We start from the raw sequence: 15,246 nt of genomic DNA, 5'->3' as shown, positions 1-15,246 counted from the left end.
AGGTGAGAAGAATCCGTGAATTTTTCTGGCGACGAATCGGGCCTGGTGAAAATGAGGTAACCCCTTGAATATGCGACTGCTTACGCTCTGCTGTTTCGCGACGCTCGGATGTGCCGCCCCCCTCCCCCTGTTTGGATATCCACCTCCCGGGTTCGGACCCGCGGGTTTCGGATCCTCGAATACCAGTGCGACGAATCAGGTCAAGGTGGTCATCAAGGGGAACTACCGCTACATCTATTCCAACGGGATTCCCGATCACCAGCCGGGCCGGTTTCCGAATCGGAACAATCCGAATACGATTCGACCGCAGCAGTATGAATTCCGTGTAACCATGGAACCAAAGGCGACCCGCAACCCCACGCCCGTATCGCATTCCCCGTTTGGAGTCGCCAGCAATGGTGTGGTCTTCGATGCAGCGACCGCGGAGTTCTGGAATCGGAACCGCAGTTCAGGCTGGAACTATGAAGCCAAGTCGGGAAAGATCAATCTCGGATTGGATCAGAGCAATGCCCATGTCCAGCCGACCGGCAGCTATCACTATCATGGTCTGCCGACGGGACTGATTCAGAAGCAGGGGAAAACAGGTGAAGTCACGCTGATCGGTGTGGCCGCAGATGGCTTTCCAATTTATGCCCAGTTTGGCTATAGCGATGCGAACGATGCCACGAGCGCGGTTCGCAAAATGAAATCGAGCTATCGAATCAAGCAAGGGAATCGACCGGGTGGCCCGCGCGGCAGGTATGACGGGACCTTTGTGGCTGACTATGAATATGTCGCGGATGCGGGTGCCCTGGATGAATGCAACGGACGCGTGGGTGTGACCCCCGAATACCCGGAAGGGATCTATCACTACTACATCACCGAAGATTTCCCCTATATCCCCCGTCTGTGGCGCGGGACGCCGGATCCGAGTTTTATGCGACGCGGCCCCGGACCGGGACAGCGTGGTCCCAGTGGACGACGTGGCTTTGGTCCGCCCCCCTTTGGTGGTCCTCCTCCGGGATTCGGACAGGGCCAGGGATCGGGACGGAGCTTCAGTAATTGAACCAGCAATAGAAACTGTCGGCGCGTAACGTGAGCATCAGACTGAGTAAGAAGGAGGTGAACTCTATTATGAATTAGAGCGTGCGTGTCCGGGATTTATTTTCCCGCATGCGATTGCGTGCCCGAGTGAGTGTGGGGCCGATCGAATTTTCCGGGATGTCCAGATCACTGCTGATCTGCTGGTAAGACTTTCCCTGCAGGTGATATTGCTCCACAATCTGAGCGTCTGCCGGAGGCAACTGGCGAATCATGTTCTGGATCTCTTCCTGATCCTCAAGGGCCTGCTGTTGACGGGTCTGTTCGTCGGAGACACGTTCGATGCGCGAAGAGGTAGAGACATGCCCCAGAGCTTCAGCCATCCGTCGCTCGACCATTTTTTTTACAATCACGCGACGGGAAACCACGGTCAGATAAGTGGCCAGAGAACTCTGTCCACGGAAGTTGCGGAGCACACGGTAGTCATTGGCCAGCAGAACCAGAAAGACTTCGGACAAGAGATCGTCAATGTCGTTGTCGGTCACACGAATACTGCGGGCGTGAGCGGTGTGGTGGATGACGTGTGTAAACAGGCCGATAAACCGGTCTACGAAGTCTTTCCAGGCACCCGGCTCTTCTGCTAAGCAGCGTTTGAGCAAATTTTTATCAATATCCGTGAGAGCCACAAATCGCCTCGATTCATTTTGAACACTGCCGTACTGGCAGCAAGCGAGTTAAAGCCTGCAACTCATTATACACCGATGTCCCACATTCGTGTTGAAAAAAAACGGCTGAATTCAAAATGTGAATTCCGCTCTGGTCATCAGTAGTAAAATCTGAGTATTTGGCACGCGGACTTTACAAGGATCTCTGATTTAAGGCAATACGATCCCGCAAAATAGACAAAAGGCCACATATTTTCAGCCTGCGAGTGTATTTATAGACGTTCTGTGTACACTTTTCTAACAGGACAGATACATCCACATTCGCTGTTTTTATGCCTTCGCGGCCGGTTCTCGCGGCGTCTGCAGGGCGATTTCTTCTTCCAGAGGGGGTGCTGGCCTGCGATAAAGCAGGAATAAGATGCCGGCAATCACGAGTGGAATACTCAGCATCTGCCCCACACTGAGGGGGAGATTTTCCGCGAATGCTGCCTGACGGAGCTTGAAGAACTCCAGCACAAAACGGGCGGTGAAGACGGTGATGAAGAAGAGTCCGATCAACAGTCCGCGAGGCGTGCGTTCCTTGTACTTCCGGTAAACGAGCAGCAGCAGAACAAAGATGAAGCCGTAACACAGAGATTCGTAAAGCATCACCGGATGACGGGGAATCAGCTTCTCTTCGGGACTGAGTCCGAGCCCATCTCTGAAGACCACAGCCCAGGGAACATCGCTGGCCCGCCCGAGAATTTCCGAGTTAAAGAAGTTACCGATGCGGATAAAAAAGCCGGCCAGCGCAACGGGGATGGCAAGTCGATCCAGCAACCAGAGCAGCGGTTGATCGCGGTGTTTGCGTGAGTAGAGCCAGGCCGAGAGGGTAATCCCGACGGCGGCACCGTGACTGGCCAGCCCTCCATTCCAGATCTGAAGTAAGCGGATCGGATCGCTGAGATACTCCATGGGATGATAGAACAGACAGTGACCGAGACGGGCACCGATAATCGTTCCCAGCACCATGTAAATCAGCAGCGATTCAACATCGTCCAGGTTGCGTTTTTCGGTACGAAAGATCCAGCGAAGCAGCAGGTAACCACAGATAAACCCGGCGGTGAAGAAGAGCCCGTAATAACGGATCTTGATCGGACCGACTTCAAACAGCACACGGTTAATGTCCCACTGGAGATAGGCAAGCGTTGGATATACGTGACTCATATTTCCCAAATTCCAAAATGGGGGGATCTGCGATTCAATTCTGTGATTTCAGAACACGGTTAATCTGCTATCATAATCAGACCGAAAGATAGACCATTCTGCCAGTTAAGCCTAGTCCGAATTGATGTTTCCTGCGGTGATGACGCCTGATCACCCCATTCTGACCTCTCCTGCTGAAAGCTGAATCAGACAATGAACACGGTTCTGCCACGCATCATCTCGGGTGTCGTTGCCTGTGCCGCCGGCCTGGCACTCTGGGAGATTGTGGAAATCAAGGGAACGATGCTGGTGGCGAGTTTCTCGCTTTCCACAATTGCCGCTGCCTGTTGCATGCTGGCGGTCGTGATGGGGACCGCCGGTTGCCTGGCTACGAATTATTTCTGGGAAGCAGTTCTGCCCGTCCTCGGGAGATTCCTGAAACGCCTGTCTGCGCCCTGGCAACAGTTGGATCACTGGAGCGGCAGTCTGCTGCTTTCGTTTTCGCTGATTGTCTATTTTGTCATCATGCTGAATCTGCTGCCTGACCAACCGCTGCCGGAAGGCAATGATCAGGCGGCGTTTCTGACCCAGGCCCGGGATGTGCAGGGAGCGGGCGGTCCTTCTGTATTACTGCAGCAACTGTTTGCGGGTGAGTATACCGAAGCGAATCAGCACCCGCTCTATGTTGCCATCCTCTCGTACCTGCCCGACTATGAAGCGGGAAAACGTCTGTCGGCGATGCTGGGGCTGGCGGCTTTATTACTGTTCGCTTTTGGAATCTCACGACGCTATGGAAACCTGGTGGGAGGACTGACGGGACTTCTACTGGCCGTCAATGCAGCCTGGTGTCGACTGACAGGTCAGGTGGTCTGTGAAGCACTGCTGCTGCTGATTGTCGCTGGCTTGTGGCTGGTTCTGTTACGCGTCCCCGCTGAAAGCACCTCTGAAACGCGTCCACGGTTTCTCTGGCTCGGCATCGGTCTGCTACTGGGTCTGGCCTGGTTGACCAAGGGGACGGCACTGCTGCTGCTGTTGGGAGTGCTCTGCTGGCAACTTTCGTATGCGGTCGACTGGCGACGGTGTTTCCCTGCCCGCTTCAAAGTGGAGACGACTGAATCGGAAACGGAGCCACAAGCAGGTCGCCTCTCCTGGAAACAGGCGCTACTCAGCCTGGCACTGGTAGTGGGAAGCTTTATTGTGATCGCGGCCCCCCTGCTGGTTCGCAATGCGCGGGTGTATGGCAGCCCAACATTCAATGCGAATTCGTATCTGCTCTTTGAAGATGAGTTCACGGAACCACATGCGTTGATCGAGGAACGGGGATCGCTGGGGAATGCGGTCCGTCGCTACTGGCAGACGCATTCCCTCGCGCAGATGATCAAGCGGGAGGTCAAAGGGTTGGCATGGCAGGTTTTTATTTTTCTCCGCAGCCTGGGTCCCTTCCCTTTCCATGAGGGACGACTGTTCTTTGGCGTGCTGCTGCTTCCGTTTCTACTGACGGGACTGCTGACGGAGTCCGGACCGGCGCGGCGATTATATCTGGTCTGGCTCGTGTTGTTCTGGCTGGCGTTCGCCTGGTATCTGCCGATCGCTGCCGGGGAACGCTTCCTGATGCCGCTGCTGCTGCCGACGTTCGCGTTTATCGGCCTGGGACTCGCGCGGGCAGGTCAACTGCTGAAACCCCTGCCTGCTGAATCGGGTGAATGAGACTTCAGGTTGTGGCGGACTTCTTGCGGATCAGAGGCATGATCACCGGCACCAGCCAGAGCGCGATGCAGAACAGTCCCAGCCCCGCGGAGATAGGACGATTAAAGAACGAGAGCAGGCTGTCGTCCTTAGTCAGGTTCTGCACGAACGACTGTTCCAGTTGCCCCCCGAGGATGATTCCGAGCACGACCGGACCGAGGGGAACATCGAAGACTTCAAGTACAAAACCGAGCATGCCCATGCCGAGCATGACCCAGACGTCGAAGTAACTTCCGTTGATCGAGTAGGCACCGACGACGCAGAACATCAGAATCATCGGCATCAGAATGCGGCGAGGGATGCGCACCAGTTGTGAACCGCTGCGAATTGCCAGGAAGCCGAGCGGAATCAGCAACAGGTTGGCGATGATGAACGTGAGATAGATGCCATGCACGAGCACCAGTTGTTCGGTGTTCTGAAAGATCTCCGGACCGGGGGTGATGTTCTTCATCAAAAGGACGCCGATCACAATCGCAGTGACCGAGTCGCCGGGGATCCCCAATACCAGGGCGGGAATCCAGGCGCCGGCGAGTGCCGAGTTGTTCGCACTGGTGGCATCGCCGACGGCATCAAGGGAACCTTTACCGTACTCCTCGGGTGTGTTCGAGAACTTCTTGGAGACCGCGTACGAAATCCAGGCCGCGATGTCGGCTCCCGCGCCGGGAATCATGCCGATGGTAGAGCCAATGCAGCTCGAACGGAGCCAGCTGAATTTTCGCTTCCAGAACTGGGGCAGCACGCCGCCGAAGACCGGCTTCAAATGTCTGAGCAGTGAATGGTCGTCGTCTTCTTTAACTGCTGACTGCAGTTTTTCCGCAGCTTCGTCGGTCTTCGAGGTCAGCGTATTGCGGAAGACTTCCGAGAGACCGAACAGACCGATCATCGCGGGGATGAAGTTGATGCCGGTAAAGAGTTCATCGAAGCCGAAGGTGAAGCGAGGCACGCTGTGAACTTCGCTCAGACCGACGGTCGCGAACATCAGGCCGATCATCAGCGCCAGAGCGCCTTTGAGGCGGGAGCCGGTCGAGACGATGGCGGCACAGCTTAAGCCGAGCACGTAAAGCCAGAAGTATTCATAGGTGGTAAACTGAAACGCAATTTTCGCCAGTTGTGGGGCGGCGAAGATTAACACCAGTGCCCCGAAGAGGCCACCGAACACGCTGAATACCAGTGAGATGCCGAGCGAAGTCTCGTGCAGTCCGCGACGGGTGAGCGCATAGGCATCGTCGGTATAGGCGGCTGAAGAGGGTGTCCCCGGTATGCGGACCAGCGTGGTAGGTATGTCTCCGGCGAAGATGCTGCAGGCTTCAAGCGTCACAATCGCGGCGATGGCGGAGAGGTTATCCAGATAGAACGTCAGCGGGATCAGCAGCGCGACAGCCATGGTCGCCGTCAGTCCCGGGATGGATCCCACAAACAGACCATAGACGGCCGAGAGAAAGATCACCAGCAGGACTTCGGGAGTTGCTATATTCTGTATCGCGGTAATGAATGTCGATTCCATGATGTTTCTTCAGAGCGCCAGAGAAGGAGACAGAATTCAATACGATATGTAGCAGCGTTACCAGCCCAGGACGCCGCGTGGAAGCGGAACGCGAAGCAGGTTGGCAAACAGGGTATAGATGCCGGGAATCAGGCAGACTGTGATCAGGGCACTGATCCACCAGCGGGTCCCCAGTTTCCAGAGCAGCAGGAACATAATGGCCCCCGCTGTCAGCAGGAAGCCCAGTTGTTCGGCGAACAATTGATAGGCCACGATCCCCAGCAGCACCAGCGCGGTATTGACGATGCCCTGTGACGTGACGGTATCTTTGGAGACATCAGGGGCCAGTGCGTGAACTTTCTTCTGAACGGCCAGGCAACCGAGAATGACGCACATGGCAATCGCCAAAAGTCCGGGGAAGACCAGTGGCCCCGTCCCCCGGGAAGACATCTTCTTGAAAGCGTCGCTGGTCAGCAGCTTGCCCAGCGTTTCGTCGTTCTCTTCCAGGAAGACAGCAAATTCGTCATTGGCGCGGTAGCGGGTGCTTAGACCGGCGTCCCGCATTGATTCGGGAAAGGTTTTGCCCTGCACGGTAATTTCGCCGTCGGTGATTTTTTTGACCGCGGTGGAGATCTTCTCGACAATGGGTGCGGGCGTCCCTTTGGGAACCGCCAGTCCGTTCCAGCCGGAGATGTTCCAGTCCATGCCCTGAGAGGCGAAGGTGGGAACATCCGGAAATTCCGCCAGTGGCTCTTCGGCCATGACTCCCAGGCAGCGGACCTGACCGGACTCATATAAGGTCTTGGCTTCAGGCAGGCTGCAGCAGACGAGGTCCACACCGCCACTGGCCAGTTCCTGCAATGAAGGGCCGGCACCGTTCATGGGAATCCATTTGATATCGCTGGCGTTGAGTCCACAGAAGTCGAGCCAGCCGGCCAGTGCCAGATGCCAGATCCCCCCGGCTGCGGTTCCGGTTGCCGTCAGCTTGCCGGGATTCTGTTCCACAAAGTCGCGGAGTTCCTTGATGGTTTTGAATTGAGAATCCTGTTTGACGAACACGGCCCCTGCCCCATCGACGAGCGACATGATGGGTTCTGCATCGTGCCAGGTCAGCGAAGTCAGATCCTGCCAGTGCAGCATGTTGAGTTCGCCGGTGATGATGGCCAGCGTGTAACCGTCGGGACGGGCATTCAGGCCGCGACTGTGTCCGGTCACGCCGCGTCCGCCGGTGGCATTGATGACGTTGACGGGAACTTTGAGTTCCTGTTCGAGGAAGACCGCCAGTTGTCTTGAAGTGCGATCGGTGGCACCTCCGACTGACCAGGGACAGATGACGGTGATGGGTCGATCGGGATAATCATCAATTGATTCCGCAGCACATCCACTCATTAACAGGAGCAGGCAGCAGAGGATCGACCTGGACAGGACACTTACTCTAATGATCGCGCGCAGATTCATCAGTTCAGTACCAGAATGCTTTCTCAGGCTATTTTTTTCAGGAAAAGTGACTGCCGGTGCAGTGGACTGGAATAACCTAGAATGCAGGGAGCAGAACCGCCTGTCAACGACCAGCAGGACCATGATCACCGGTTTCGTTAAGTTACCATGAATAACTTAAGAACCAAAAATATTGAAACGCATCAGGGTGTGGATGAGTACAATATATAACAGGCGGTTTCAAGAAGATAAAATCGCCTGTCAGCAGGAGATCTGACGAGGACTGATCTTGCAAAATGGTCTCTCGGCAGGTTACGCTATATGTAGAGATTCCTGCCAACTTATATCCTCCCTCAGACTGATCGTGTGCTGACGCAGTGCTCCTTGCCTTCGATCTGGAGCGATCTGTTTGATCAACGTCTGAGTTTTCCCGCCTGAAGGTTTTAATTGAATGCGATTGTTGCCCACGTTAACTCGAATTCCCCTCCCCTGCTCTCCGCGAGAAATCTGTTTCGCTGTCTGTGGTCTGTTGTGCGTTTTCGCTGTCAACACGGTGCAGGCCGAAGTGTCGAGTGTCGAGAAGTCGGAAAAACTGTTCAACACAAAAGTCAAACAGTTCATCAGTAAGTACTGTCTGGACTGTCACACGGGTCAGGGATCAGAAGCCGGGCTGGCGCTGGAGAAGTTCACCACGCGGACCAGTATTCTGGAGAAGCGTGAAGAGTGGGAAAAAATCGTCCAGCGGATTCAGATTCAATCGATGCCTCCCAAGGATGCCGGCGAGCTGCCGACTGATAAAGAGCGCGAAGATGTTCTCGCCTGGTTCGACGACGCGTTGTACGGCGTTGACTGTTCGGGCGATATCAACCCCGGTCGTGTGACAATTCGTCGTCTGAACCGCAATGAATACAACAATACAATCCGGGACCTGGTCGGCGTGGACTTCTCGCCTGCCGAAAACTTTCCTTCGGACGATGTTGGCTACGGCTTTGATAACATCGGCGACGTCCTCTCACTGCCGCCGCTGTTGATGGAAAAGTATCTCGATGCCGCTGAGCAGATCTCCGAGAAAGCAATCTTCGCGAATACGCCGGACAGCTATCCCTGGAATAAAATTTCTGACAAACAGTTTAAAAAAGAAGGTGCCGTCACGGTTCGTAAGAGTGGCGCCGGGTTCCATTCGCGGGGTACGCTGAAAGCGTCCTTGAATCTGAAACAGGATGGCGAATACGAAATCCGCATCATTGCCGGTTCGACACCAGCCGGAGATGAAGCCGCCAAGATGGAAGTCAAACTGGATGGTAAGCCGCTGAAAACGTTTGAAGTGGCCGCGGACCGGAATTCTCCCGAGAAGTACATGCCGCCCAAGGCAATCAAGCTGCCCAAGGGAAAGCATGAACTGGAAATCTCGTTCCTCAATGATTTTTACGATCCCGATGGCCCAGCCAACAAGCGGGACCGGAACCTGTACGTGAATGAAGTCGCGGTGCGGGGACCGATGGGTAAACTGCCCGATAACGTGCCTGCTTCGCATCATCAGATCATCACCTGCACGCCGGAGAATGGTCGTTCAGAACGTTACTGTGCCGAGCGGATTTTCAAACCGTTCATGGAGAAAGCCTTCCGTCGCCCTGTCTCTCGAAACGAGATGAAGCCGATCGTGGAACTGGTCAACGCGACTGTGGAATCGGGTCGGACGTTTGAGCAGGGTGTGCAGGTCGGTATCCAGGCGGTTCTGGTTTCCCCCCACTTCCTGTTCCGCATTGAGGGACTGCAGGATTCAGCAGATGAATCGTACAGCATCGAGAATGTGGCTCAATACGAGCTGGCTTCGCGGCTGTCTTACTTCCTGTGGAGCACCATGCCCGACGAGCGACTGTTCAGCCTGGCCGGACAGGGACGACTGGACGATCCCCGCACGCTGCGTATGGAAATCAAGCGTATGCTGGCCGATCCCAAATCGAAAGCGTTTGTGGAAAACTTCGCTGGTCAGTGGTTGAACCTGCGAAACCTGGATGAACTGAATCCCGATCCCCGGAAGTTCCGGGGCTTCAACTCGCAACTCAAAGCAGACATGCGTCAGGAGACCGAAGAGTTCTTCGCTTACATCATGCGGGAAGATCGCAGCGTGGTGGAATTCATCAACGCTGACTACACCTTCATGAATGAAAACCTGGCGAAGTTTTACGGTAATGACAAAGTGAAAGGGGAAAAGTTTCAGAAGGTCAGCCTGGACAAATCCCGACGCGCCGGTCTGATAACCCAGGCCAGTATTCTGACGCTGACTTCAAACCCGGGGCGAACTTCTCCGGTTAAACGGGGTAAATGGATTATGGAAAATATTCTGGGCACCCCGCCTCCAACACCTCCGCCGAATGTGCCTGAACTGGAAGAAGCGACCGAGGGCAAAAAGAACATGAGTCTGCGTGAACAACTGGCGTTGCACCGCAAGATTCCCGGCTGTGCGTCCTGTCACGATCAGATGGATCCATTAGGCCTGGGCTTTGAAAACTTCGATGCAGTCGGCCGCTGGCGCACTAAAGAAGGTAAGCATAAAATCGATGCCTCGGGTAAATTACCCGATGGTCAGACATTTGAGAGCCCCGTAGAATTAATCGGGATTCTGGAACAGCAGAAAGACGGATTCTGCCGATCTTTAACAGAGAAGATGTTGACGTACGCCATTGGTCGAGGCACCGAGTATTACGATAAATGTGCCATCGATGCGATCACCGCGAATTTTACCGCCAAAGGGTATCGTTTTTCGGAGCTCGTCACCGAAATTGTTCTCAGCGATCCCTTCCTGAAACGTGAGAAAGGTTCTCGAAAATGACAAATCTTCTACAACGTCGTACATTCCTGAAAGGTCTCGGGACGACACTGTCGCTGCCGCTGCTGGATATCATGCAGCCTCAGCCCGGCATTCTGTCAGCCGCCACCGCTGCGGGAAAACCACCGGTGAGAACCGCGTTCATCTTCTTCCCGAATGGTGTGATCGGACCATCCTGGTTCCCCACATCAACTGGATCGGGTTACGAAATGCCTCAGTCTCTGAAGCCGCTTGCCGATCTGAAATCGGACATCAATGTGATTTCGGGGCTGGCCCAGATCAATGCCCGTGCTCTGGGTGATGGCCCAGGTGACCATGCCCGTTGTGCCTCGGTTTACCTGACCAGCGTGCACCCGACCAAGACCAGTGGTGCCGACATTAAAGCCGGTATCTCAGTCGACCAGGTCGCCGCACAGCAGGTAGGTCATAAGACCCGCTTGCCTTCGCTGGAACTGGGACTGACGCGCGGTCGTAACGCCGGCCAGTGTGACTCGGGTTACAGCTGTGCTTACTCGTCCAACGTCTCCTGGCGTTCGCCTTCCACGCCGACCTCGAAAGAGATCGTGCCCAAACTGGCATTCGAACGTCTGTTTGGCGGCGGTGCCGAGCGGGAAAAAGAACGTGCCCGTCACCTGAAGGATCGCCAGAGTATTCTGGACCTCGTCAAGCACGACGCTGATCAGTTGAAGAAACAGCTGGGCAAAAACGACAAGCGGAAGATTGACGAGTACTTCACCAGCGTGCGTGAAATCGAACAGCGGATTGAACGCAGCACACAGCATGAAAAGATCAAACCGCCCGAAATGCGGCTGCCGGATGGAATCCCCACCGAGCTGCAGGAACATGCCCGCCTGATGTACGACATCCTGTTGCTGGCGTTCCAGACCGATTCCACCCGCATCGCCACTTTCATGGTGGGGAATGCCGGTAGCAACCGGACGTATCCGATGGTGGGTGTCAATTCCGGTCACCATGCACTGTCACATCATCGCAACGATGATAAGAAGATCGCCGATATTCAGAAGATCGATGAATATCTGATTTCTCAGTTTGGTTACTTCCTGAAGCGTCTGAAAGCGACTCCCGAAGGAAACAGCAATCTGCTGGACAACTCGATGATCTGCTACGGCAGTGCCATCGGCGACGGGAACCGGCACACGCACCACGATCTGCCAATTATCCTGGCAGGTAAAGGGGGCGGAACGATTAAGACCGGCTTCCATCATCAGGTCAAAACCGAAACGCCGCTGGCGAACCTGTATCTCTCGATGCTGGATCGGATGGGCACAGACGTGACCGCCTTTGGTGACAGCACCGGACGTCTGAGCATTATCGATTCCTGATATCCAGTCGTTTTCGACTTTAATAAAACTTCAGGCCGCTGATCACTGCCGATCAGCGGCCTTTTTTATGGGAAATGATTCCTATAGACACAATTTGATATCTGCCATAACATTACGACCCCGAACACACTTCCTGTACAGACAATCCCAACTCTCCAGAACATGCAACTGGTATGGAAACCTCCCTGCATCGTCAATTGAAATCGTATTACGCTCCCAATGCGGAGTGCGAAGAAGTCACGCTGGGCGATTACCGCATTGATGCGATCGACGGTGATCGGCTGATTGAAATTCAGCACGGTTCCCTGGGTGCGATTCGGGACAAGGTACGCTGTCTGCTGGAAGATTACGATGTGCATGTGGTCAAACCAATTGCCATCCGCAAGTACCTGGTTAAGCGCAAGAAAAAGAACGGCGAGACCATCTCGGCCCGGTTCAGCCCACGTCGGGGTTCGGTGTTTGACCTGTTTGAAGACCTGGTGCATTTCACGAACGTGTTTCCGCATCCGCGGCTGACTCTGGAAGTCGCGCTTACGATTCAGGAAGAACATCGCATCGCGAAAAAGCCACGTCGCTTTCGGGGCAAAGATTACCGGATCGAAGATCGCGTTTTACGTTCGGTTGAAGAACAGATCGAATTAAATACGGCTGGCGACCTGTTGAATCTGATTCCCGGTAAACTGCCGAGCCCCTTCCATACGAAGGATCTGGCGAAAGCAGCGGGCATTCAGCGGTGGCTGGCGCAGAAGATGGCATACTGCCTGCGAAACACGGGTGCGATCAACCTGGTCGGTAAAGAGAAGAACGCCCTGCTTTACGAAGTGGCGTCGGGAGATCAGGCCGCAGCCTGAGCAAAAGAAAAAGGAAACTCCCGAAATGAAAAATTGTGAGCTTCAATCACAATAGATTTGACTACCAACCAACTTACTCAAAATCCGTACAGAGCCATTAAGTCCTAGGCTGCCGCTGACACATCTGGCCATATTTTTCGGCAGTCAAAATAACCCAAGTCGCCATCCGTATTGGCACAAGCGGTCTCTTTTTCGGGAGTTTCCCTGTTGAATCACATTGGCCTCCCCGAAGTCAAACCTGTCTGTCTGACCTTTGCAAACACTCATCAATGTCTAGAACGCGAACGCAGTTATGAAGGTCCGTGGACCTGAAACACACGAAAGCGAAACAGAAGTACGATGAGTGAAGTAACACCTCAACCTGGTTAAGAGTAATTCTTAAAGTAGAAAATTCTTAGTGGGTTCAAGTATCATAAAAAGGTATCGACTGAAGACAGTCTCATTCGGAATGGCTTATTGTTTATCGTTTTTCTTAAGCATCCCCAATCAGTAATTGTGTTTTGATTTCAGCAGAAATCAGAATGAATTACATCAGTTGTCGGGTGCTAATTCTCAGATTAACTTTTCTTCACAGAGAGTCAACAAAGATGAGAAGAAAAACCATGTGAAAAAAATATTCGCTTTTTTCCGCTACACCATCTTACCGAAGATTGACATTCACACTCCCTAACGAAACGGGAACGACTTATGAATTCGTTCCCGAAAAGTTGGTGTGCCTGAATGAAAAAACGGCGATCCTTTTAGAGTACGCCTTTGGAAGAAGGCACTCCCTGTTGACGCGGATCAATGCTGACTGCTTGCCGCAGTGCTCGCGCGGTGCCTTTAAAAATGCCTTCCGAAATGTGATGGCTGTTCGCACCATGATGCAGAACGTGATGCAGGTTGAGCAGACCGTTGGAAGAGAACGCCTGCCAGAATTCGCGGACGAGTTCGGTATCGAACTGCCCGATTTTTTCGGTGGGGAATTCAACCTGAAAAACAAACCAGGGACGCCCACTCAAGTCGAGAGCCGCGGTGACCAGGGTCTCTTCCATGGGAATCGTCAGCGAGCCGTAACGGGTGATGCCCTGCTTGTCGCCGAGTGCCTGACAGAGTGCTTTGCCCAGACAGATCCCGACGTCTTCGACTGTGTGATGGTAGTCGACTTCCAGATCGCCGTTCACTTTGATTGTCAGATCGAACAAAGCGTGGCGGGCCAGCAGGGTCAGCATGTGGTCGAAGAAACCGACGCCGGTCTGGATATCGGACTGGCCGGTACCATCCAGTTCCAGTGTGAGTTCAATCTGGGTTTCAGCTGTTTCACGTTTGATCGATGCTTTGCGGCTCATCTCTGTCAGTTCATATCTAAAGGGAATAAGTGGGTCGTTTATCAAAGTTTACCGTGCAGCAGACGATTCACCAAAATGCTTCAGAGAGACAGGCCTGCCTGCCGCGAATTCCCCGGTGAAGGAACGGCGGGAAATGCATAACCGTTTTAACCGCACCTCAGTGAGAGTAAAGCTGTGCCTGTTTTAACAGTCGCTCAGCCGATCTCCTGCAGTGCATCCAGCACGTGTTGAATCTCGGCATCGGTGCCGACGGTGATCCGCAAGCCGTCCAGGGTTCCCTCTGTCAGAGAAAACTTCATGTAACGCACGAGAATCTTCCGCTGCTTGAGTTCCTGGTAACGCCGTTCGTGCTGTTTGTCGGCGTGTGTGCACCAGACAAAGTTCGTCTGGCTGTCAACCGCTTCAAAGCCCAGTTTGCGGAGTTGTTCGACGAGGTAGCGACGGGTGGTGCGAATCTTCTCGGTGTTCTCCTGCATCCACTCCTGATCCTTGAGGGCTGCGGTCGCTGCAGCCAGGGAGAGGGTGTTACAGTTGTAACTGTCTTTGACTTTCCGCATGCCGCTGATCAGATCGGGGTGCGCGACGGCGAAGCCAAAACGGATGCCTGCCAGGCTGTAGGACTTACTCAGGGTGCGGGTCACGATCAGCTTCTCGCCCTGCTCCGATTTGAGCAGGTCCCCCTGGTGCGGCTGATCACAGAAATCGCCGTAGGCTTCGTCGAGGACGAGCACTCCGCGGGCAGGAATCAGTGAGAGCAGTTGCGCGTCGGACCAGCGATTGCCCGACGGGGCATTCGGGTTGGGAACGAACAGAATCTTACTTTCGCCGATTTGGGTCTGTGCGGCCTCGGGCCAGTTCCAGTCGGGATTGAGTTGAATCTTCTGAAAGCGGGCGCCCTGGATCTCAGCCAGCGTTTCATACAGTGTGTAGCTGGGATAAGGAGCCGATACCAGTTCGCCGGCATCGACGAAGGTTCGCATCAGGATCGTCAGAACTTCATCGCTCCCGTTGCCGGGCAGGATCCAGTCGGGATCGACATCGAACAGTTCTGCAGCGGCTTTGCGAAACTCGGTTGCCAGCGGATCGGGATAGATATTCAACCGACCTGACAGTGTCTGCTGCACTGCTTCGAGGACGCGTGGCGAGGGAGGATATGCGTTTTCGTTGGTGTTCAGTTTGACCCAGCCGGACTCCTGGGGCTGTTCCCCGGGAGTGTAACCTTCCATCTGCTGAACCTGTGGTCTAAAGAGACTCATGATACTTCTTCTCGAATGTTAGCGTGTCAATTGTGTACGTCCCTGTCTTCACCTGCGGTCATCCTGACTGGAACCTGTAACAGGACAAGCCGACCGCAACGG

Annotated in this window: 11 protein-coding genes; 5 read left to right on the top strand and 6 right to left on the bottom strand. The window is 54.2% G+C overall.

Annotation, left to right across the window (positions count from 1 at the left end):
• Positions 1-70: 70 nt before the first annotated feature.
• On the top strand, positions 71-1,045 hold the full coding sequence (locus tag RID21_RS21545; RefSeq protein WP_350192466.1) for a YHYH protein: 975 nt from the start codon (positions 71-73) through the stop codon (positions 1,043-1,045).
• Between the two features lie 73 nt (positions 1,046-1,118).
• Here the strand turns inward: RID21_RS21545 and RID21_RS21540 are convergent, their stop codons facing one another.
• Positions 1,119-1,706 (bottom strand): RNA polymerase sigma factor, encoded by a 588-nt coding sequence (locus RID21_RS21540; protein ID WP_228030657.1) that lies wholly within the window; start codon positions 1,704-1,706, stop codon positions 1,119-1,121.
• A gap of 309 nt (positions 1,707-2,015) precedes the next feature.
• A complete protein-coding gene (gene lgt, locus RID21_RS21535; protein ID WP_350192464.1) occupies positions 2,016-2,891 on the bottom strand; it encodes a prolipoprotein diacylglyceryl transferase in 876 nt (291 codons plus the stop codon).
• A gap of 192 nt (positions 2,892-3,083) precedes the next feature.
• Here lgt and RID21_RS21530 point away from each other — a divergent pair, with 192 nt between their 5' ends.
• Positions 3,084-4,577, top strand: a complete 1,494-nt coding sequence (locus RID21_RS21530; RefSeq protein ID WP_350192462.1) for a hypothetical protein — start codon at positions 3,084-3,086, stop codon at positions 4,575-4,577.
• A gap of 4 nt (positions 4,578-4,581) precedes the next feature.
• Here RID21_RS21530 and RID21_RS21525 read toward each other — a convergent pair whose 3' ends face one another.
• Both RID21_RS21525 and RID21_RS21520 read right to left on the bottom strand, forming a co-directional pair.
• Entirely contained in the window at positions 4,582-6,120 is a 1,539-nt protein-coding gene (locus RID21_RS21525; protein ID WP_350192460.1) for a tripartite tricarboxylate transporter permease, read from the bottom strand.
• 57 nt (positions 6,121-6,177) lie between these two features.
• A complete protein-coding gene (locus RID21_RS21520) occupies positions 6,178-7,557 on the bottom strand; it encodes a tripartite tricarboxylate transporter substrate-binding protein (RefSeq protein ID WP_350192458.1) in 1,380 nt (459 codons plus the stop codon).
• Positions 7,558-7,987: 430 nt separating this feature from the next.
• Between RID21_RS21520 and RID21_RS21515 the strand changes: the two genes are divergently transcribed.
• The 3 genes from RID21_RS21515 to RID21_RS21505 all read left to right on the top strand — a co-directional run bounded on the left by RID21_RS21515 (position 7,988) and on the right by RID21_RS21505 (position 12,560).
• Positions 7,988-10,369, top strand: a complete 2,382-nt coding sequence (locus RID21_RS21515; RefSeq protein ID WP_350192456.1) for a DUF1592 domain-containing protein — start codon at positions 7,988-7,990, stop codon at positions 10,367-10,369.
• Positions 10,366-11,709, top strand: coding sequence for a DUF1552 domain-containing protein (locus RID21_RS21510; protein ID WP_350192454.1), 1,344 nt, complete (start codon positions 10,366-10,368; stop codon positions 11,707-11,709). The genes RID21_RS21515 and RID21_RS21510 overlap by 4 nt, the downstream gene beginning before the upstream one ends.
• Before the next feature lie 173 nt (positions 11,710-11,882).
• Complete coding sequence (locus RID21_RS21505; protein WP_350192452.1) at positions 11,883-12,560, top strand: DUF8091 domain-containing protein; 678 nt, start codon at positions 11,883-11,885, stop codon at positions 12,558-12,560.
• 740 nt (positions 12,561-13,300) lie between these two features.
• Here the strand turns inward: RID21_RS21505 and hisB are convergent.
• On the bottom strand, positions 13,301-13,888 hold the full coding sequence (gene hisB, locus RID21_RS21500; protein ID WP_350192450.1) for an imidazoleglycerol-phosphate dehydratase HisB: 588 nt from the start codon (positions 13,886-13,888) through the stop codon (positions 13,301-13,303).
• 194 nt (positions 13,889-14,082) lie between these two features.
• Positions 14,083-15,144: a histidinol-phosphate transaminase gene (hisC, locus tag RID21_RS21495; protein WP_350192448.1), complete on the bottom strand. Its 1,062-nt coding sequence runs from the start codon at positions 15,142-15,144 to the stop codon at positions 14,083-14,085.
• Positions 15,145-15,246 lie beyond the last annotated feature (102 nt).

This window comes from Gimesia sp. (assembly GCF_040219335.1).
Taxonomy (GTDB): domain Bacteria; phylum Planctomycetota; class Planctomycetia; order Planctomycetales; family Planctomycetaceae; genus Gimesia.
The sequence above is the reverse complement of the archived record's forward strand: the minus strand, read 5'-3'. Positions and strand labels throughout refer to the sequence as shown.